The organism is Methylobacterium aquaticum (genome assembly GCF_001043915.1).
GTDB lineage: Bacteria > Pseudomonadota > Alphaproteobacteria > Rhizobiales > Beijerinckiaceae > Methylobacterium > Methylobacterium aquaticum.
On record NZ_LABX01000048.1, the window covers coordinates 14219 to 32922 of the forward strand.

Annotated in this window: 21 protein-coding genes and 1 pseudogene; 14 read left to right on the forward strand and 8 right to left on the reverse strand. The window is 71.6% G+C overall.

All coding sequences use genetic code 11. From position 1 onward, the window contains the following. The first annotated feature begins 196 nt into the window (after nucleotides 1-196). On the forward strand, nucleotides 197-409 hold the full coding sequence (locus tag VP06_RS06625; protein ID WP_048429112.1) for a cold-shock protein: 213 nt from the start codon (nucleotides 197-199) through the stop codon (nucleotides 407-409). 185 nt (nucleotides 410-594) lie between these two features. Next, entirely contained in the window at nucleotides 595-822 is a 228-nt protein-coding gene (locus VP06_RS06630) for a hypothetical protein (protein ID WP_048463040.1), read from the forward strand. Between the two features lie 112 nt (nucleotides 823-934). On the opposite strand, the gene VP06_RS06635 is transcribed toward VP06_RS06630, so the two are convergent. The 5 genes from VP06_RS06635 to VP06_RS06655 all read right to left on the reverse strand — a co-directional run bounded on the left by VP06_RS06635 (nucleotide 935) and on the right by VP06_RS06655 (nucleotide 6430). Then, on the reverse strand, nucleotides 935-1780 hold the full coding sequence (locus VP06_RS06635; protein WP_048463070.1) for a 3'-5' exonuclease: 846 nt from the start codon (nucleotides 1778-1780) through the stop codon (nucleotides 935-937). Nucleotides 1781-1812: 32 nt separating this feature from the next. Further along, complete coding sequence (gene ligA / locus VP06_RS06640; protein WP_048463041.1) at nucleotides 1813-4290, reverse strand: NAD-dependent DNA ligase LigA; 2478 nt, start codon at nucleotides 4288-4290, stop codon at nucleotides 1813-1815. 130 nt (nucleotides 4291-4420) lie between these two features. After that, entirely contained in the window at nucleotides 4421-5167 is a 747-nt protein-coding gene (gene radC, locus VP06_RS06645; protein WP_048463042.1) for a RadC family protein, read from the reverse strand. Between the two features lie 11 nt (nucleotides 5168-5178). Further along, nucleotides 5179-6006, reverse strand: a complete 828-nt coding sequence (map, locus tag VP06_RS06650) for a type I methionyl aminopeptidase (protein WP_048463043.1) — start codon at nucleotides 6004-6006, stop codon at nucleotides 5179-5181. A 91-nt stretch (nucleotides 6007-6097) separates the two neighbouring features. Further along, nucleotides 6098-6430, reverse strand: a complete 333-nt coding sequence (locus tag VP06_RS06655) for a DUF456 family protein (protein WP_156295484.1) — start codon at nucleotides 6428-6430, stop codon at nucleotides 6098-6100. Between the two features lie 190 nt (nucleotides 6431-6620). Here VP06_RS06655 and VP06_RS06660 point away from each other — a divergent pair, with 190 nt between their 5' ends. Together VP06_RS06660 and VP06_RS06665 are read left to right on the forward strand one after the other, a co-directional pair. Continuing rightward, nucleotides 6621-6878, forward strand: a complete 258-nt coding sequence (locus VP06_RS06660; protein ID WP_048463044.1) for a zinc-finger domain-containing protein — start codon at nucleotides 6621-6623, stop codon at nucleotides 6876-6878. Nucleotides 6879-6881: 3 nt separating this feature from the next. Next, nucleotides 6882-8165 carry an FAD-dependent oxidoreductase gene (locus VP06_RS06665; RefSeq protein ID WP_425350890.1) on the forward strand — a complete coding sequence of 428 codons (1284 nt, stop codon included), beginning with the start codon at nucleotides 6882-6884 and terminating at the stop codon, nucleotides 8163-8165. 10 nt (nucleotides 8166-8175) lie between these two features. On the opposite strand, the pseudogene VP06_RS06670 reads toward VP06_RS06665, so the two are convergent. Continuing rightward, nucleotides 8176-8658, reverse strand: a pseudogene (locus tag VP06_RS06670) (transposase); the annotation flags it as partial. Nucleotides 8659-9068: 410 nt separating this feature from the next. Between VP06_RS06670 and VP06_RS06675 the strand changes: the two are divergent. Further along, nucleotides 9069-10304, forward strand: a complete 1236-nt coding sequence (locus VP06_RS06675; protein ID WP_048463045.1) for an ABC transporter substrate-binding protein — start codon at nucleotides 9069-9071, stop codon at nucleotides 10302-10304. Nucleotides 10305-10314: 10 nt separating this feature from the next. On the opposite strand, the gene VP06_RS06680 is transcribed toward VP06_RS06675, so the two are convergent. Further along, nucleotides 10315-10545 (reverse strand): hypothetical protein, encoded by a 231-nt coding sequence (locus VP06_RS06680; protein WP_048463073.1) that lies wholly within the window; start codon nucleotides 10543-10545, stop codon nucleotides 10315-10317. Between the two features lie 352 nt (nucleotides 10546-10897). After that, nucleotides 10898-11662 carry a phosphonate metabolism transcriptional regulator PhnF gene (phnF, locus tag VP06_RS06685; protein WP_048463046.1) on the reverse strand — a complete coding sequence of 255 codons (765 nt, stop codon included), beginning with the start codon at nucleotides 11660-11662 and terminating at the stop codon, nucleotides 10898-10900. 88 nt (nucleotides 11663-11750) lie between these two features. On the opposite strand from phnF, the gene phnG reads away from it, so the two are divergent. Genes phnG through phnN form a run of 9 tightly spaced genes read left to right on the forward strand, consistent with a single transcriptional unit; the run spans nucleotide 11751 to nucleotide 18692 of the window. Continuing rightward, the gene (phnG, locus tag VP06_RS06690) at nucleotides 11751-12224 is read left to right on the forward strand and encodes a phosphonate C-P lyase system protein PhnG (RefSeq protein WP_082167220.1); all 474 of its coding nucleotides are present in this window, start codon (nucleotides 11751-11753) and stop codon (nucleotides 12222-12224) included. Further along, the gene (gene phnH / locus VP06_RS06695; RefSeq protein ID WP_048463047.1) at nucleotides 12224-12808 is read left to right on the forward strand and encodes a phosphonate C-P lyase system protein PhnH; all 585 of its coding nucleotides are present in this window, start codon (nucleotides 12224-12226) and stop codon (nucleotides 12806-12808) included. The genes phnG and phnH overlap by 1 nt, the downstream gene beginning before the upstream one ends. 10 nt (nucleotides 12809-12818) lie before the next feature. After that, nucleotides 12819-13931 (forward strand): carbon-phosphorus lyase complex subunit, encoded by a 1113-nt coding sequence (locus tag VP06_RS06700; protein WP_048463048.1) that lies wholly within the window; start codon nucleotides 12819-12821, stop codon nucleotides 13929-13931. Continuing rightward, nucleotides 13928-14812, forward strand: coding sequence for an alpha-D-ribose 1-methylphosphonate 5-phosphate C-P-lyase PhnJ (locus tag VP06_RS06705; protein ID WP_048463049.1), 885 nt, complete (start codon nucleotides 13928-13930; stop codon nucleotides 14810-14812). Before VP06_RS06700 ends, VP06_RS06705 begins: the two co-directional genes overlap by 4 nt. Beyond that, complete coding sequence (locus VP06_RS06710; RefSeq protein ID WP_245291081.1) at nucleotides 14805-15476, forward strand: GNAT family N-acetyltransferase; 672 nt, start codon at nucleotides 14805-14807, stop codon at nucleotides 15474-15476. Before VP06_RS06705 ends, VP06_RS06710 begins: the two co-directional genes overlap by 8 nt. After that, the gene (gene phnK / locus VP06_RS06715; RefSeq protein WP_048463050.1) at nucleotides 15473-16246 is read left to right on the forward strand and encodes a phosphonate C-P lyase system protein PhnK; all 774 of its coding nucleotides are present in this window, start codon (nucleotides 15473-15475) and stop codon (nucleotides 16244-16246) included. The genes VP06_RS06710 and phnK overlap by 4 nt, the downstream gene beginning before the upstream one ends. Next, nucleotides 16243-16977 (forward strand): phosphonate C-P lyase system protein PhnL, encoded by a 735-nt coding sequence (gene phnL / locus VP06_RS06720; protein ID WP_048463051.1) that lies wholly within the window; start codon nucleotides 16243-16245, stop codon nucleotides 16975-16977. Before phnK ends, phnL begins: the two co-directional genes overlap by 4 nt. A 45-nt stretch (nucleotides 16978-17022) precedes the next feature. Next, nucleotides 17023-18159 (forward strand): alpha-D-ribose 1-methylphosphonate 5-triphosphate diphosphatase, encoded by a 1137-nt coding sequence (locus VP06_RS06725; RefSeq protein ID WP_048463052.1) that lies wholly within the window; start codon nucleotides 17023-17025, stop codon nucleotides 18157-18159. Further along, on the forward strand, nucleotides 18159-18692 hold the full coding sequence (phnN, locus tag VP06_RS06730) for a phosphonate metabolism protein/1,5-bisphosphokinase (PRPP-forming) PhnN (RefSeq protein ID WP_048463053.1): 534 nt from the start codon (nucleotides 18159-18161) through the stop codon (nucleotides 18690-18692). Before VP06_RS06725 ends, phnN begins: the two co-directional genes overlap by 1 nt. The last annotated feature ends 12 nt before the right edge of the window (nucleotides 18693-18704 follow it).

An 18704-nucleotide genomic window follows, 5' to 3' on the forward strand; every position in this document is an offset into this window, starting at 1 on the left:
CTGCCTTGTTCCGGACAGAGTGGGTTCCTACATGGGGTTCAGCGGCAACGGGCGGGCGCCGGGCGATTGAGCCACGCATGGGCTTTCAGGCCTCGCGAACACGAGCCCCCTCCCGAACAATTGGCGCCGTCGCGCCGCGCTGCTCTCACCCTTGAGGGCGGCCCGCTGCGACTTCTAACGAGACGAGGACGACCGCGTGAATACTGGTACTGTCAAGTGGTTCAACGACCAGAAGGGCTTCGGCTTCATCCAGCCGGATAACGGGGGCAAGGACGTGTTCGTCCACATCTCCGCGGTGGAGCGGGCTGGCCTGCGCGGCCTCGTCGAGGGCCAGAAGGTCTCCTACGAGCTTCAGGCCGACCGGCGCGACAGCACGAAGATGTCGGCCGTGAACCTACAGGTCGCCTGAGGGCGACCGATCGGCCCAGGTTTACGCGGCCTTAACGATAATCCCGTTAAGGTGGCGGAACCTAGGCCGCAAAGGAGCGTCATGAGCCTGCGGGCTCATCGCACGCTCCGCCGGCGGCCACAGGGCCGCCTGCCACGCACAGTCGCTCCCTGGCGGAGCGCCGCAACGATAGAAGAAAAGACATCATGTTGTTCGAATTCACCCGGCGCGACGGCGCGCCCTCCGTCTTCAACGACGGCACAACCTTTCATGTTGACCAGATCAGCCGTTTCGGCGAGGGCAAGAGCCCGATCGACGTGAGCCATCTGATCGACAAGAGCTACGGTTACCACTCCTCGCGCGAGCTGCGTTGGCACCTCGCCGAGCGCTTCGGCCTGACGCCGAACACCGTGGCCGTCCGCGAAGCCCATTAACGGCCGCGGGTCACCTCCAGACCGCCGTCACTGTACGAGGCGGGCCGCGCGCGAGCGCGGACCCGCCTTTGTCGTGTCTGGAGCCGGGGTGCTGCGATGTTCTGCGGGGCGTTCATCCCACCCGCAGCAACTCGGCCAACGCCGCCACATCCCCCGGATTGTCCGACAAGAGCGCGTCGATCTCGCCGTTGGCCAGGGCCCTGACATGCCGGCAATCGGGCCGGAACCGCGCCCCGGCGCAGGAGCAACGCAGGCGCGGACCGCCGCGGCCCTCGACCAGCCGCACGTCGTAGGGCGTGCCGGTGCTGCCACGAACGACGAAATGGAGCAGCGGCGCGCGGGTGCGGCTCGGCGCCACCCCGCGCAGCGCCCGGGCGGCGATGCCGTCGGGCGCGCGCACGCCCTCCCCGGCCCGCTCGCGGGCAAGGCCCAGGCGTCGCGCGAGGCTGGCGATGTCCGGCGCGCCGGCCTCCCGCATCACCGCGAGTGCGATCTCCGCGCAGGCATAGGCGTCCTCGCCGGCATCATGGTGGCGAAACGTCACGCCGACGCGGGCGGCCAGCGACGAGAGCCGGTAGGATCCCTGTCCCTGGCCGCCCTCCCCCGGCCAGTGCCGGCGGGCGAGCTGCACAGTGCAGAGCGAGGTATAGGCCGGTTGCGGCAATCCGTAAGCCTGAAGCGTCGCGGCCAGCACTCCGACATCGAAGCTGGCATTGTGGGCGAGCACCAGGCTGCCGGCGATCTCCGGAAAGGACGGCGCCCCCGCCACGTCCCGCGGCCGGATGCCGTGGACCCGGATGTTGCCCGGAGCAAAGCGCATCTCCGCCGGCCGGATCAGCCGTGATTCCCGCCGCACCACCCGGCCGCCCTCGATCCAGGCGAGGCCGACGGCGCAAGGGCTGTCGCGGCGCTCATTGGCGGTCTCGAAGTCGATCGCGAGGGTGCGGGAGCAGGTCATGCCCGCGCTCTCCCCCGCGAAGGCGCCGAATTTCAGGCGCTGGCCACCATCGTCAGCCACTCGTCCTCCGAGACCACCTTGACCCCGTGCTTCTCGGCATCCTTGAGCTTGCTGCCGGCGCCTGGCCCGGCCACGACGAGATCCGTCTTGGCCGAGACCGAGCCCGAGACCTTGGCGCCGAGACGCTCGGCCGTCGCCTTGGCCTCGCTGCGGGTCATCCTTTCCAAGGTGCCGGTGAAGACCACGGTCTTGCCGCTGAACGCCGCTCCTTGCGCCGCGGCCACCGCCCGCTCGGTCTCGACCTCGGCGAGCAGCGCCTGCACCGCCGCGACGTTGTGCGCCTCGGAGAAGAACTGGATCAGCGAGGCGGTGGTGACCGCACCGATCTCGCCATCATCGGCGAGCGCCCGGTAGGCGTCGCCGGGCACCTGCGCCGCCGCCCGCTCCACCGCCGCCCGCACTCCGGCGGAATCACCAAAGACCTCGACCAGGGCCTCGCGCTGCGGCGCCGACAGGCGGGCCACCGCGCCGCCGGCCAAGAGATCGACCTCCGGATCCCGTGCGGCGTCGAGCAGCCGGTCGCGGGTGGTGGCCCCGACCCGGTTGAGGCTGGCGAGCGCGATCCAGTCCGGCCCCGGCTGGCAAGCGGCCGCCGCGGCGACGCCCGCCATCAGGGCCGGCATGTCGGAAAAATGCTTGGCCAGCGCCTTGGCGGTGGCCTCGCCGACCTGCTCGATGCCCAGCGCGAAGATGAACCGGTTGAGCGGGATGGTTCGGCGTGCCTCGACCCCGGCGAGCAGGTTCTTGATCGCCTTGTCCTCGTCGTCCTTCTTCTTGGCCGCTTTCTTGATCTCCTTGCCGGCGGCGAGCGCCCGCTCGGCCGACAAAGCCTGGCGCCGCGCCACCAAGGCGGCCTTCAGGGGTTCGAAATCGAGGCGAAACAGGTCGGCGGGCTGGCGCACCAGGCCGGCCTCGAACAGGGTCTCGATCGAGGTCTCGCCGAAGCCTTCGATGTCGAAGGCATTTCGCGAGACGAAGTGCTTCAGCCGCTCCTGCCCCTGCGCCGGGCAGATCAGCCCGCCGGTGCAGCGGCGCACCGCGTCGAGCTTGCCCGTGCGCGGGTTGAGGCCGCGCACCGCGTGGCTGCCGCAGGCCGGGCAGGTCTCGGGGAAGCGGTAGGGCACAGCGTCCTTGGGCCGGCGCTCCAGCACCACGTCGGCGACCTTCGGGATCACGTCGCCGGCGCGCAGGACCACCACCGTGTCGCCGACGCGCACATCCGACCCTTGCGTCAGGTCGGCATCGTCCCGCAGGACCTGGCCTGTCCAGATCGCCACACCGCTGCGGATCGGGTTGCCGTCGGCATCGACGCCGTGGACGTAATCCTCGTTGTGGAGCGTCGCGTTCGACACCACCACGCCGCCGACCGTCACCGGCCGCAGGCGCGCCAGCGGGTTGAGCGAGCCGGTGCGCCCGACATTGATGTCGATCGCCTCGACGACGGTCGTGGCGCGCTGGGCCGCGAACTTGTGGGCCAGCGCCCAGCGCGGGGCGCGGGCGACGAAGCCGAGGCGGCGCTGGAGCGCGAAGTCGTCGACCTTGTAGACGACGCCGTCGATGTCGTAGCCGAGATCGGCGCGACGCGCCTCGATCATCCGGTAATGCGCCAGCATCGCGGCCGCGTCCTGGCACAGGACCGTCAGCGGGTTCACCGGCAGGCCCCACTCCCGGAACGCCTCGATCATCTCGAACTGCGAATCCGCCGGGAGCGACGACATCTCGCCGGCCGCGTAGGCGAAGAAGCGCAAGGGCCGCGAGGCGGTGATGCTGGAATCGAGCTGGCGCAGCGAGCCGGCGGCAGCGTTGCGCGGATTGGCGAAGAGCGGCTTGCCGGCCGCTTCCTGGCGGGCATTGATGCCGGCGAAATCGGCGTGCGACAGATAGACCTCGCCGCGCACCTCGCACACCGCCGGCCAGCCCCGGCCGGCCAGCACCTCGGGAATCTCCTTGATCGTTCGCACGTTGGCGGTCACGTCCTCGCCGACCTCGCCGTCGCCCCGCGTCGCCGCGGTGACGAGGCGGCCCGTCTCGTAGCGCAGCGACAGGGACAGCCCGTCGATCTTCGGCTCGGCCGTGAAGGCGACCGGCTCCTCGGCCCCGAGGCCGAGGAAGCGGCGCACCCGCTCGACGAAATCGCCGATCTCCTCGTCCGAGAAGGCGTTGCCGAGCGAGAGCATCGGCATTGCGTGCCGCACCTTGGCGAACTTGTCCGACGCCTTGGCGCCGACGCTGGCCGACGCCTCGCCGGTGCCGGCGAGATCGGGGAAGCGCGCCTCGATCGCCTCCAGCCGGCGCCGCAGGGCGTCGTACTCGGCATCCGAGATCGTCGGCGCATCCTCGCCGTGATAGCGCCGGTCGTGCTCCGCGATCTCCGCCGAGAGGGCGGCGTGGAGGCTCTGCGCGCTCGTCGGGTCGAGGTCGTCGCGGGCGGTGTCGCGGGTGGAGGGCATGGACGCTCTTACACGTGAATCTTGCGCGAGAATCTGGCCGGGCCTGGTGGCCGGCGCGAATCGGCCCTGTCCTGCTCGAGGATGACGTGGATTTCGTTAACCCGCCTACCCCGCTCGGGAGATGACACGGTCAGATCAGCTTCAGCCCCCGGAAGCTCGCATGGCCGTCCCGGCCGACGATGATGTGGTCGTGCACGACGATCCCGAGAGGGCCGGCCACCGCGATGATGTCGCGGGTCATCTTGATGTCGGCCTGGGACGGGGTCGGATCGCCGGACGGGTGGTTGTGGACCAGGATCAGGGCAGTGGCGGAGAGTTCGAGCGCCCGGCGCACCACCTCGCGGGGATAGACCGGGGTATGGTCGACGGTGCCGCGGCCCTGCACCTCGTCGGCGATCAGGCGGTTGCGCTTGTCGAGAAAGAGCAGCCGGAACTCCTCCCGCTGCGCGAACGCCATGGCGGCCCGGCAATAATCGATCACCGCAGCCCAGGACGAGAGCAACGTGCGCTCGGCCACGGCACCCCGGGCCAGCCGCCGCCCCGCCGCCTCCATGATCTTGAGGTCGGTGACGACCGACGGCCCGATGCCGTCGATCTCCAGAAGCCGCTCGGCGGGGGCGCTGATGACCTCGGCGAAGCTGCCGAAGCGGGCGATCAGCGCCTTGGCGATCGGCTTCACGTCGCGGCGCGGGATGGCGCGAAACAGCACCAGTTCGAGGAACTCGTAATCCGGCAGCGTGTCCCCTTGCGCGAAGCGGGCGCGCAGGCGGTCGCGATGGCCGTGGTAATGCGGCTCATCCGCCTTGCCGTCCTGAACCTTGATTCCGGGCGCGGGCGCGCCGGCCTCCGCGAAACCGGGAGTGGTGCGGCGGACCATCGGCCGGACCGTCAGGCGGCGGTGTCGCGCGGCTTGTCCAGCCCCTTGGGCGAAAGGGTGAAGATCTCGACGCCGGTCTCGGTGACCGCCACCGTGTGCTCGAACTGGGCCGAGAGCGAGCGGTCGCGGGTCACGGCGGTCCAGCCATCCGCCAGCACCTTCACGGCCGGGCGTCCGAGATTGATCATCGGCTCGACGGTGAAGAACTGGCCGGGCTTCAGGGCGACGCTGTAGCTCGGCTCGACGTAGTGCAGGATGGTCGGCGCGTCGTGATAGGTGCGGCCGAGGCCGTGGCCGCAGAAATCGCGCACCACCGAGCAGCGCTCGGCTTCGGCAAAAGCCTGGATCGCCGCGCCGATGTCGTTGGTGGTGCCCCCGGGCTTGATCGCCGCGATGCCGCGCATCATCGCCTCATGGGTGATCTCGCACAGGCGCGCCGCCTTGCGGGGCACCTCCCCGACATAGGCCATGCGGCTCGAATCACCGTGCCAGCCATCGACGATCAGGCAGATGTCGAGGTTGACGATGTCGCCCTCGCGCAGGGGCTTGTCGTTCGGGATGCCGTGGCAGACGACGTGGTTGATCGAGGTGCAGATCGATTTCGGATAGCCGCGGTAATGCAGCGAGGCCGGGAACGCGCCGTGATCCATCGCGAAGGTGTAGGCGAGGCGATCGAGCGCCTCGGTGGTGACGCCGGGCGCCACCGCCTCCATCAGCAGGTCGAGGGCCTCGGCGGTGAGCCGGCCGGCCTTGCGCATCGCCTCGAACGCCTCGGGGCCGTGGATCGGCGGCTCCTGCCGGCGGCTGTCCTTGACCGCACTCTGCTCGTCACGACTCATCGGGGGCTCGGGGAATGCTGCTGGCGCGTCACTGGATGAGATCCGGTTTAGGCGCTTCCGGCCTCGAAGCCAAGGAGGAAGGGCGCGCGCGTCACTGCGGGTCGACCCAGGCCCGCGGCCGGGCGGGCGCCCGCTGCGCGACGCGCACCGGATGCGGCGCCACCGGCCGCACCGCGTGGTGGCGCCGCACCCGGCGGGCGGCCCGCCGACGACCTTTCGACGACTCACCCCAGGCGGCGCCGACGACCCCGCCCACCACCGCGCCGATCGGCCCGGCGACCAGGGCGCCCGCGACCGCGCCGGCCCCGGCGCCGACCACGGTGCGGCTCTGGGCCTGCGCCGCGGGGGCGCCGATCAGGGTCGCGCCGCAGAGGGCGGCGAAAAGGGCGGCGAGGAGGCCGAGTCTCGGCGGGAAGCGGGTCACGGGCGATCCTCTCGTGTCGACGACGCTCCTGTCGTGGATGGTCGTGGATACCCGGATGTCGCAGGACCGTGACGAAACCGCGGCGCCTGCATCCCGCCGGCCCGCATCCCCTAGGCGCGGCGGCCCCGAGGGGCTAGGAGAACCCGATGTCCGGGGGCAGCTTGCCCCGCAAGCCAGGAACTCTGAGGCGATGGCAGACAAGGCGGTTCCGCACTTCCACAACCAGGACGGCGTTCCGGTCATCGAGGTCGGCTCGAAGGAGTTCATGTGCATCGGCGCACTGCCGCCGTTCGACCATCCCCACGTCTTCCTCGACATGGGCGCCGACCACGAGATCATCTGCCAGTACTGCTCGACCCTGTACCGCTACAACCCGGCCCTGAAGGCCGGCGTGGCGGCGCCGGCCTCGTGCGTCTGGGACGATCACGCCCGCCTCGCCGCCGAGTAAGCCTTGGCGCAGGATCATCGGCTGCCGGGACAGCGCCCGGTCCCGGACCGGCCGGGCCTGCGCGTCGCGATCGTCGGGGCCGGCATCGGCGGGCTCACGGCGGCCCTGTGCCTGAGCGCCCGCGGGCACGACGTGACACTCGTCGAGCGCCGCACCGCCTTCAGCGAGGTCGGGGCGGGCTTGCAGCTCTCGCCCAATGCCAGCCGGGTCCTGACCGAACTGGGCCTCGGGATGCCCTTGCGCCGGGTCGCCGGCGAGCCGGCCCGGGTGCGGATCCGCAGCCTGACCGGGGCCCGCGAGATCGGCGAGATCGCGCTGGGCGAGGCGATGCGCGAGCGGTTCGGCGCACCCTACTGGGTGGTGCACCGTGCCGATCTCCAGACCATCCTGCTCGAGGCTGCCCGAGGCCGCCCCGGCATCCGCCTGACGATCGGGCGCACCGTGACCGACGTGCAGGAGACCGCGACCGGCACCACCCTGAGCCTCGCCAGCGACGGCGGCCGCAGCGAGACCCTGGCGTCCGACCTCGTGGTGGCGGCGGACGGGGTGCGCTCCACATTGCGGGCCCGGTTCGACCGGCGCGCCTTGCGCCCCCGCGGCGAGGCCGCCTGGCGCGCCACCCTGCCCCGCGAGAGGGTGCCGCCGGACTTCCTCGCCGACGAGACCGGCCTGTGGCTCGGCCCCGGCCGGCACGTCGTGCATTATCCGATCAATGGCGGCCGCCGGCTCAACCTCGTGGCGGTGCTGCCGGACGAGGAGCGCGGCGAGGAATGGGGCGCCCCCGGCGAGCCCGCCCGCCTGCGCGCCGCTTTCGCCGACGCCGCGCCCGCCCTCGCGGGCCTGCTCGCCCGGCCCGAATCCTGGCTGGTCTGGTCGCTGGTCGACCGGCCCGCGGCCCGGCCGATGGCCCGCGGCCGGATCGCGCTCCTGGGCGACGCCGCGCATCCGGTGTTGCCGTTCCTGGCGCAGGGCGCCGCCATGGCGATCGAGGACGCCGCGGTCCTCGCCGCCTGCCTCGTCCCTGGCGAGCCGGTGCCGGCGGCGTTGTCCTGCTACGCCAAGGCCCGGGCCGAGCGGGTCGCCACCATCCAGGCCCATTCGCGCCGCAACGGTCGGATCTACCACGCCGGGACCCTGCTCTCGGCGGCCCGCGACGTGGTGCTGGGCCGCCTCGGGCCGGTGCAGATGACCGAGCGCTACGCCTGGCTCTACGGCTGGCGCCCCGTCGGTTCCGCCTCAGGACTCGGAAGCGAGGGTGACGCGGTTCGGCTGCGCGGGCGTCGTTGAGGGAGGCGGAGTTCCATCCGGCAATTTCGCGGCGTCGCTCGAGGGGTGAGCGTTCGGCCTGCGGCGGCGTCGTGGGCCAGGTTGATCGCCAAGTGGCGGACTACCGCCATGATGTGGGCGCCGTGGCCCTTGCGCAGGCGGGACTGAATCCTCAGCGAAGATCACGTCGAGGACCCCGTGCAAGCTGGTCTCGATCGCCCAGCGCCCGCGCACTGCCTCGGCCGCCTGGGCCGCGGTGAGCGGGGTGGAGGAGACGGAGGAACGTATCTCGCCCGGAAAGCGGCGCGGATCCTTCGAGCCAATCTGTCTCGCGTGCCACGCTGACCGTGCGGTGTTTGATGCGACCGTGGCCCTTGTCGTGCACGGTCACGGTGTCGAGGCGGTCGGGGGAGGTCTCGGCACACAGGCTCCCGACCTCGGCCCGCAAGGTCGGCTGGTTGGCTTTGAGCGCCAGAAGGTCATCGGCACCGGCAGCCCGGATGGTGGCGGCGATGGCGATCAGGTTGGGCCGCTCCGGCCAGGTCTCGCGCACCCAGTCGGCGACGGCGGCCGAGAACGGCGCTGGGTTGATCCGGTTCATCAGGATCGTCAGCCAGCGCCCGCCTGGGGCACGGCGTGGTCGTAGGGCCGGACGCGACGCCGGACGGCGCGGTGGCCACCCGCGGCTTTGGCAGGCACTCCAGGGTCGTCAGGCTCATCCGCGTGGCTCCTCAACCCCGCCGACTGAGTCAGCCTGCGCAATGAGGCAGCCTTCGCGCCAAACGTTGACTCCCGTTATCCCGGGTTCGGGGCCCTGCCCTTGCAACGTCCCGGCTTGCCTACCGCCCTCACACCCCCTCTGATGGGCTCACGGCGCCACGATCCGCTCGACCAGAAGCGGGACGCGCCCGGGAGAACGCCCAGATGCCCTTCACGCCCCTCCGTACCGTGCTGCTCGCCGCCGCGTCCCTCTGCGCGCTGGCCGCCCCCGCCAGCGCCGCCGAGCCGCGCCTGAGCGACGGCAAGGTCAAGCTCGCGGTCCTCAACGACATGTCGAGCGTCTATGCCGATTCCACCGGCCGCGGCTCGGTGATCGCCGCCGAGATGGCGGTGAAGGACTTTGGCGGCACCCTCGATGGCAAGCCGATCGAGATCGTCTTCGCCGACCACCAGAACAAGCCGGATATCGGCTCCAACATCGCCCGGCAATGGTACGACCGTGACGGCGTCGATGTGATCCTCGACGTGCCGACCTCCTCGGTGGCGCTCGCCGTCCAGCAGATCGCCAAGGAGAAGGGCAAGGTGCTGATCGTCTCGGGCGGCGGCACCTCGGACCTCACCGGCCCGCAATGCTCGCCCACCGGCATCCACTGGACCTACGACACCTACGCGCTCTCGCACGTCTCCGGGAACGCCGCGGTGAAGAAGGGCCTCGACACCTGGGCCTTCGTCACCGCGGATTACGCCTTCGGCCATGCGCTGGAGCGCGACGCCGTCGCGGAGGTGAAGCGATCGGGCGGCAAGGTGCTGTCCACGGTGCGCGCGCCCTTCGCCACCGCCGATTTCTCGTCTTTCCTGCTCCAGGCGCAAGCGTCGGGCTCGAAGCTGATCGCCTTCGCCAATGCCGGCGGCGACACCGTCAATGCCATCAAGCAGGCGCACGAATTCGGCATCGTCCAGGGCGGCCAGACCCTGCTCGCCTTGCTCATCAACATCGACGACGTCCACAGCCTCGGCATCGAGGTGGCGCAGAACCTGCTGCTCACCACCGCCTTCTACTGGGACCGCACGCCGGAGACCCGCGCCTTCGCGACCCGTTTCAAAGAGAAGGCCGGGCTGATGCCGACAATGCATCAGGCCGGCGTCTATTCCTCGGTGCTGCACTACCTGAAGGCCGTGCAGGCGGCCGGCAGCGACGAAGCGAAGACCGTGGTCGCCAAGATGCGACAGACGCCGGTCAACGACATGTTCGCCACCAACGGCCGGATCCGCGAGGATGGCCGCATGGTCCACGACATGTACCTGATGCAGGTGAAGACCCCGAAGGAATCGACCGGCGAATGGGACCTCTACAAGCTCGTCGCCACCGTGCCGGGCGACGAGGCGTTCCGGCCGCTGGCGGAGGGCGGCTGCCCGCTGGTCAAGGCGGCGGCCCAATGAGGCGGAGGCTTCAGCGGACCATGTTGCGCAGGCGGCAATAGCCGCCATTGTCCTGATAGCCCGCCGGGCAGCGCCGCACGCAAGCGCCGGCCGCGAATTTCAGCGGCGGCCGGCAGACCTGGCCGCGGCCGAGCTGCCGGCGCTGGTACTGGTAATCCTGCGCCGGGCCGGCTTGCGCGGGCGTGAGCGGCAGAGCGGCGGCGAGGAGAAGCAGGGCGGCGCAGGTCAAGCGGATGGGCATCGGGGGCTCCGGCGCGAGGCGCAGGAACAACGACCGCCGCGGCGGGGAGTTCAGCATGCGATGGAGGCGGAATACCGACGGCCGAAGCTGCCGGCGCATCCGGCGGCTGATTCCCGCTCGAAGTCCCGATGCCACGTCAGAACCTTGGCGACAATCCGCGGACGGAACCAACGGTCGTTTCCTGTCGACCGGTGATCGGGGCTCTCCCCGAAGGCGACAGGACTGTCCGGGCAACGGGGCGGCGCGGGAGATCCCCTCTCCCCGCCCGCCGGGAGAGGAGAAAACCCGCGACTTTTCCTGCCACTGAAGAGCCCTGCGAAAACCGGGACGTGGGTGACCGAAGTCGCCGCCCCTACCCCTCCACCACCAGCTCCACCCGGTCCGCCGCGAACAGGCTGCGGGTCGCCTGGATCGGCACGCCCGCCGCGTCGACGTTGACGCTGGAGAGCACGATCAGCACCCGGCCCGGCGCGAGGTCGAGGCGGGCGGCCTCGTCGGCGGCGGCCGGGCGGGCATGGATGCGGGTCGAGAGGCGGGTGTAGTCGGCGACACCGAATTCCGCATAGGCGCGGGTGAGCGAGCCTAAGCCCGCGTAGGCCGCCGCGAAGCCCGCAAAGCGCGGCAGCGGCAGGCAGGTCCGGGCCGTCGAGAGCGGCGTGCCGTCGGCGCGGTGGATCGTCTGCAATTCGAGCATCGGGTCCCCGGGTCCGATCCTCAACGCCTCCGCGGTGGCCGGATCGGCCGGCACGGTCTCCGCGGCGAGCAGGTCGCCCCAGGCTTCGCGGCCGGCCTTGCTCACGATCTCCGAGAAGCGGGTGCGCCGGCCGATCGGGTAGGCGAGCCGCGGCGTCTCCACGAAGGTGCCGCGCCCCTGCGTCGCCCGCACCAGCCCGCGCTCCGCCAGCGCCGCCAGCGCCCGGCGCACGGTGTGGCGGTTGACCCCGAATCGCGCCGCCAGCGCTGCCTCCGTCGGCAACTGGCTGCCCGGGGCGAGGTGCCCCGCCTCGATATCGGCGGACAACCCGTCGGCGATCTGGCGCCACGCCGCCAGGCCCTCGCCCCGCGCCAGGATCGTCACCGCTCCGTCCGTCACCGGGCCGTCGCCGCCCGCGCTCATACCGTCATCCAAGTTTCATTTGCTCCTCGGTTGTCGGTTGTCTATACCATTAGACAACACGGAAGCCAGCAGGCAGGCCGACCCGACGATGCACGACCATACCCCATCTCCCGGCGAATCGCCCGACCTCGCCGCCCGCCGCGCCGTGATGGCATTGTGCGGCGACGCCCGGCCCGAAGAATTGCGCCAGGCACTGACGCAGCTCGGCGCGACCGACGCCCCCGAGGATCTGCGCCCGCCCGAGACCGGCCTCGTGATGACCCGCGGCCGCATCGGCGGCGACGGCCGGCCGTTCAACCTCGGCGAGGCGACGGTGACCCGGGCTGCGGTGCGCTTGCGCGGCGGCGAGACCGGCTTTGCCTACCATCTCGGCCGCGACCGGGCGAAGGCGCGGCTCGCCGCGACCCTCGACGCGCTGTGGCAGGTCCCTCACCGGCGCGAGGCGGTCGAGGCGGCGCTCGCTCCCGTCGCGGCCCGCCGGGCCGCCGAGCGCGCCGCCGAGGCGCGGCGGATCGCGGCGACGCGGGTGAACTTCTTCACCATGGCCCGAGGAGAGGATTGATGCTCGCCCGCGGCTTTGCCGACCCCGTCCACGACGCTCAGGGCGTCTTCCGCGCCGTGATGGAGGCGCTCGCCCGCCCCGGCACGGTCCAGCCGCTCGCCCCGCGCCTGGAACCTCCGGCACCGCTGACGCCGGAGCTAGCCGCCATCGCGCTGGCGCTGGCGGATGCCGACGCGCCGCTCTGGCTCGATGCCGGCCTGGCGCGAAGCCCGGCGGTGGCGGGGTTCCTGCGCTTCCATACCGGCGCCCGCATCACGGACAACCCGGACGAGGCGGCCTTCGCCCTGGTCTCGGAGGCCGCCGCCTGCCCGGATTTCGCCACCTTCGCGCAAGGAACGCCGGCCTACCCTGACCGCTCCGCCACCCTGGTTCTCGCGGTCTCGACCCTGTCGGACCGGGACGGCTGGCACCTCGACGGGCCGGGCATCCGGGGGAGTGCCCGTCTCGCGGCCTCGCCGCTGCCGGCCGACAGTCTCGACCGGCTCGGCCGCAACCATGCGGGCTTCCCGCAAGGGGTCGACCTGATCCTGGCGGCCCCCGGCCGCCTCGCCGCGCTGCCGCGCTCCACCCGCGTCACGACCTGAGGTTAGAGCCATGTACGTGGCCGTGAAGGGCGGCGAGGCCGCCATCGCCAACGCGCACCGGCTGCTGGCCGAGACCCGCCGGGGCGACACCGCGGTGCCGGAACTCTCGGTGGCGCAGATCCGCGAGCAGATGGCCTTGCTGGTCGACCGGGTGATGACCGAGGGCTCGCTGCACGATCCCGACCTCGCCGCGCTCGCCCTGAAGCAGGCGCGCGGCGACCTGATCGAGGCGGTGTTCCTGGTGCGGGCCTACCGCACCACCCTGCCCCGCTTCGGCGCCTCCGAGCCGGTCGAGACCGGCGCCATGACCTTGCGCCGGCGCATCTCCGCCACCTACAAGGACCTGCCCGGCGGCCAGGTGCTCGGCCCGACCTTCGACTACACCCACCGCCTCGTCGATTTCGCGCTCGCCGCCGAGGGCGAGGCGCCGGTGGCGGCCGAAGCCGAGCCGCTGCCGGACGCCGCCCACGCCCCGCGGGTCACCGACCTTCTGGGCAATGCCGGGTTGATCGAGCCCTCCGCCCCGGACGACGGCACCCCGCCCGCCGACCTCACCCGCGAACCGCTCGACTTCCCGGCCGACCGGGCGCTCCGGCTCCAGGCCCTCGCGCGCGGCGACGAAGGCTTCGTGCTCGCGCTCGGCTACTCGACGCAGCGCGGCTACGGCCGCACCCACCCCTTCGTCGGCGAGATCCGGGTCGGCACGGTGGCGGTCGAGTTCGTGCCGGAGGAGCTGGGCTTTGCCGTCCCCCTCGGCGAGATCGACCTCACCGAGTGCCAGATGGTCAACCAGTTCCACGGCAGCGCCGAGGTGCCGCCCCAGTTCACCCGCGGCTACGGCCTCGCCTTCGGCCAGAGCGAGCGCAAGGCGATGGCGATGGCGCTGGTCGATCGCGCGCTCCGGGCCGAGGAACTCGGCGAGCCGATCGGCGCACCGGCGCAGGACCAGGAATTCGTGCTCGCCCATTGCGACGCGCTCCAGGCGACCGGCTTCGTCGAGCACCTGAAGCTGCCCCACTACGTCGATTTCCAGGCCGAGCTGGAGCTGGTGCTGCGCCTGCGCGCCGAGCACGCCGCCCGGCACGCGACGCCTCAGACCGAGATGAAGGAGGCCGCCGAATGAGCGCCGCCACCCCTGAGACCGGCTACAACTTCGCCTATCTCGACGAGGGCACCAAGCGGATGATCCGCCGGGCGATCCTCAAGGCGATCGCGATCCCCGGCTACCAGGTGCCCTTCGCCTCCCGCGAGATGCCGATGCCCTATGGCTGGGGCACCGGCGGCGTGCAGGTCACCGCGGCGATCCTGGGGAAGCGCGACGTGCTCAAGGTCATCGACCAGGGTTCGGACGATACCACCAACGCGGTCTCGATCCGCGCCTTCTTCGCCCGCACGGCCGACGTGGCCGTCACCACCCGGACCCGCGACGCGACCGTCATCCAGACCCGCCACCGCATCCCGGAGGCGCCGCTGCACGAAGGGCAGGTGCTGGTCTATCAGGTGCCGATCCCCGAGCCGCTGCGTTTCCTGGAGCCGCGGGAGACCGAGACGCGCCAGCTCCACGCGCTCGCCGAGTACGGCCTGATGCACGTCAAGCTCTACGAGGACATCGCCCGCCACGGCCACATCGCCACCACCTACGCCTACCCGGTCGAGGTGGCAGGCCGCTACGTCATGGACCCCTCGCCGACGCCGAAATTCGACAACCCGAAGATGGACGATTGCCCGGCGCTCCAGCTCTTCGGTGCCGGCCGCGAGAAGCGAATCTACGCCGTGCCGCCCCACACGCGGGTGCGCAGCCTCGACTTCGAGGACCATCCGTTCCGGGTCCAGAGCTTCGACACGCCGTGCGCGCTCTGCGGCGCGGAAGGCGTCTATCTCGACGAGGTGCTGCTCGACGATGCCGGCAAGCGGATGTTCGTCTGCTCCGACACCGACCATTGCGAGGAACGCCGGGCGGACGGGCATGTCGGCACCGGCGGGATGGAGACGGCGCATGTCTGAGGTCATCGTCCGCCGCGCCGGCAAGCCCGACCTGCCGGCCGTGCTCGGCCTTTACGCCGAACTGAACGACGGCCGGGTCGCGACCCTGGACCAGGCCGAGGCGCTGCTGGCCCGCCTCGACGCCTATCCCGATTACGGGCTCTACGTGGCCGAGGTCGAGGGCCGGATCGTCGGCACCTTCTGCCTCGTCATCCTCGACAACATCGCCCATTGGGGCACGCCCTCCGCCCTGGTCGAGAGCGTCGTCGTCGGCGCCGCCGAGCGCGGCACCGGCCTCGGCCGGCGGATGATGCAGGAGGCCGGGCGCCTCGCGGCCGAGAAGGGCTGCTACAAGCTCGCCTTGTCCTCGAACGTCGACGCCAAGCCCGCGCACCGCTTCTACGAGAGCCTCGGCTTCGAGCGCTACGGCTACAGCTTCCGCCTCGATCCGCCCTTTGCGGCCGAGACGGGACTTTCGGAAGACGGAGACGCGGCGGCTTCCTCCTCTCCCCGCGGGCGGGGAGATGCGTCGAGCCTCCCTCACCCTCGCTCCGGCTTCGCCTCCCCTCGCTTCACCCCCGACGAGGGAGGTGAAGCCCTCTTCCCGCCCGCGGGGAGAGGAGACGTCCCGCGCCTTTCCCGTTCCTCGAACAGTCACGCAACCGACGTGGAGGAGACCGCATGAGCGACGCCCTGCTCCAGGCCCGCGGCCTGACCAAGCATTACGGTGCCCGCCTCGGCTGCGCCGACGTGTCCTTCGATCTCGATCCCGGCGAGGTGCTGGCGATCGTCGGCGAATCCGGCTCCGGCAAGTCGACGCTGCTCTCGCTCGTCGCCACCGAGCTTGCCCCCGATTCCGGCAGCGTCTCCTACCGGATGCGCGACGGGGTGATGCGCGATCTCAGCCGCTTGAGCGAGGCCGAGCGCCGGGCCCTGATGCGAACCGATTGGGGCTTCGTGCGCCAGGACGCGCGCCAGGGCCTGCGCATGGCGGTCTCGGCCGGCGGCAATGTCGGCGAGCGGCTGATGGGGGCCGGCGCCCGCCATTACGGCACCATCCGCGGCACGGCGCTGGATTGGCTCGCCAAGGTCGAGATCGCCGCCGACCGGGTCGACGATCCGCCGACGCGGTTCTCCGGCGGCATGCGCCAGCGGCTCCAGATCGCCCGCAACCTCGTCACCGGCCCGCGCCTCGTGCTGATGGACGAGCCGACCTCCGGCCTCGACGTCTCGGTCCAGGCCCGCCTCCTCGACCTGATCCGCGGCCTCGTCGCCGAACTCGGGCTGGCGGTCATCATCGTCACCCACGATCTCGCGGTGGCCCGCCTGCTCTCCCACCGCGTGATGGTGATGCGCGCCGGCCGGGTGATCGAGACCGGCCTCACCGACCAGGTGCTCGACGATCCGGCCGAGCCCTATACCCAGCTCCTCGTCTCATCGGTGCTCGCCGCATGACGTCCGCCAAGATCACGTCCGCCACGATCGTGCCAGCCCTCGAATTCCGCGACGTCGCCAAGACGTTCACGCTCCACCTGCGCGGCGGCGTGCAACTGCCGGTGATGGGCGGCGCCGACCTCGCCGTCTATCCGGGCGAATGCGTCGTGCTCGGCGGCCCCTCGGGCGCCGGCAAGTCCTCGCTCCTCAAGATGGCCTACGGCAATTACCGCTGCGACCGCGGAACGATCCTGGTGCGCGACGGCGAGACGGTGACCGACGTCGCCTCGGCCTCGCCCCGGGAGGTGCTGGCCCTGCGCCGGCACACGATTTCCTACGTGTCGCAGTTCCTGCGGGTAATCCCGCGGGTCGGCGCCCGCGAGGTGGTGGCCTCCGCCGGCCGCGAGGGCGGCCTGGCGGCGGACCGCGCCCTCGCCCGGGCCGAGGAGCTTCTGTCCTGCCTCAATCTCCCTGAGCGCTTGTGGGACTTGCCGCCCGCGACATTCTCGGGCGGCGAGCAGCAGCGGGTCAACATCGCCCGCGGGCTGATCGCCGAGCGGCCGATCCTGCTCCTCGACGAGCCGACGGCCTCCCTGGATGCGCGGAACCGCGCCGTGGTGGTCGAGCTGATCCGTGCCCGGCAGGCGGCCGGCGCGGCACTCCTCGGCATCTTCCACGACACCGACGTGCGCGAGGCGGTGGCGACCCGGGTGGTCGACGTCACCGCCTTTCGCCAACGCCAAGCCGCCTAGACCAGTTGCCGCCTAAACCAAAAGCCGCCTGAACGGGGGACCCCCATGCAAGACCGGATCCTCGAGAACGCCACCCTGGTGCTGCCCGACCGGGTGCAGAACGGCTGGCTCGCCATGGTCGATGGCCGCATCGCCGAGATCGGCGAGGGCCGGGCGCCGGAACGCGGCCTCGACCTCGACGGCGACCACCTGATCCCGGGCCTCGTCGAACTGCACACCGACCACCTCGAGAGCCACTACGCCCCCCGCCCCAAGGTGCGCTGGCACCCGCTCGGCGCCGTGCTCGCCTACGACGCGCAGATCGCGGCGTCCGGCATCACCACGGTGTTCGATTCGTTGCGCGCCGGCAGCGACCCGGATGGCAGCGGCTTGGGCCCCGAGCTGATGCAGCTCGCCGCAGCGATCGAGACCGCCAAGGGCGCCGACCTGTTCCGCGCCGAGCACCGGACGCATCTGCGCTGCGAGATTCCCTCCGGCGACCTGCTCGACACGGTGCGGGACTTCACGGCGCTCTATCCCGTCGGGCTGATCTCGCTGATGGACCACACCCCGGGCCAGCGCCAGTTCCGCGACATCGAGAAATACTACACCTACGCCACCCGCGGCGGCCGCTCGCTGTCGGAGATCCAGGCCAACACCGCCCTGAAGATCCGCGACGGCGAGGCTTTCAACGCGGTCAACCGCCCGGCCCTGGTGGCGCTGGCCCGGGCCCACGGCATCGCGCTGGCGAGCCACGACGACACGACGCGCGCCGACGTCGCCCTGGCCCAGGACGAAGGCGTGCGCCTCGCCGAGTTCCCGACGACGCTGGAAGCCGCGGACGCCGCGCATGCGGCCGGCATCACCGTGATGATGGGGGCGCCGAACCTGATCCGCGGCGGCTCGCATTCGGGCAACGTCGCGGCGGAGGACCTGGCCCGGGACGGGCTCCTCGACGTGCTCTCCTCCGATTACGTGCCGGGAAGCCTGGTGATGGCGGCCTTCGGCCTGCCCGAACGGGTCGAGTCCATCACCCTGCCCGAGGCGATCGCCACCGTCACCGCCAACCCCGCCCGTGCCACCGGCCTCGACGACCGTGGCGCGCTGGCCCCGGGCCTGCGGGCCGACGTCGTCCGCGTGCGCCTCGCCGCGGGCGTGCCGGTGGTGCGCCAGGTCTGGCGCCAAGGCCGGCTGGTGGCCTGATGGGCGACGGCGGCTTCGTCCTGGTGGTCGGCCCGAGCGGGGCCGGCAAGGACACCCTCCTGCGGCTCGCCCGCGAGGCCCTGGCGGGGGATCCCCGCTACGTCTTCCCGCGCCGCCTCGTCACCCGTCCGCCTTCGGCGCACGAGGACAACGCTCCGATCACCGAGGAGGCGTTTTGCGCCGGCGAGGCGGAGGGCCGCTTCGCCCTGTCCTGGCGCGCCCATAATCTCGGCTATGCCCTGCCGGCGGAGACGGTGGCGCTCGCCCAGGCCGGGCACATCGTGGTCTGCAACGTCTCGCGCCGGGCGGTGGGCGAGGCGCGCCGGCGCCTGCCCGGCGTCACCGTGGTCGAGATCACCGCACCGCCCGAGGTGCTGGCCGCCCGCCTCGCCGCCCGCGGGCGGCGCGAGGACGGCGATCTTAGGGCACGGTTGTCGCGCTCGGCCTCGGTCACCGCCGACCTCGTGGTGATGAATGACGGACCGCCCGAGGCCGCCGCGGACCGGCTCCTCGCCCATCTGCGGGCGCGCTGACCATCCCCGCCC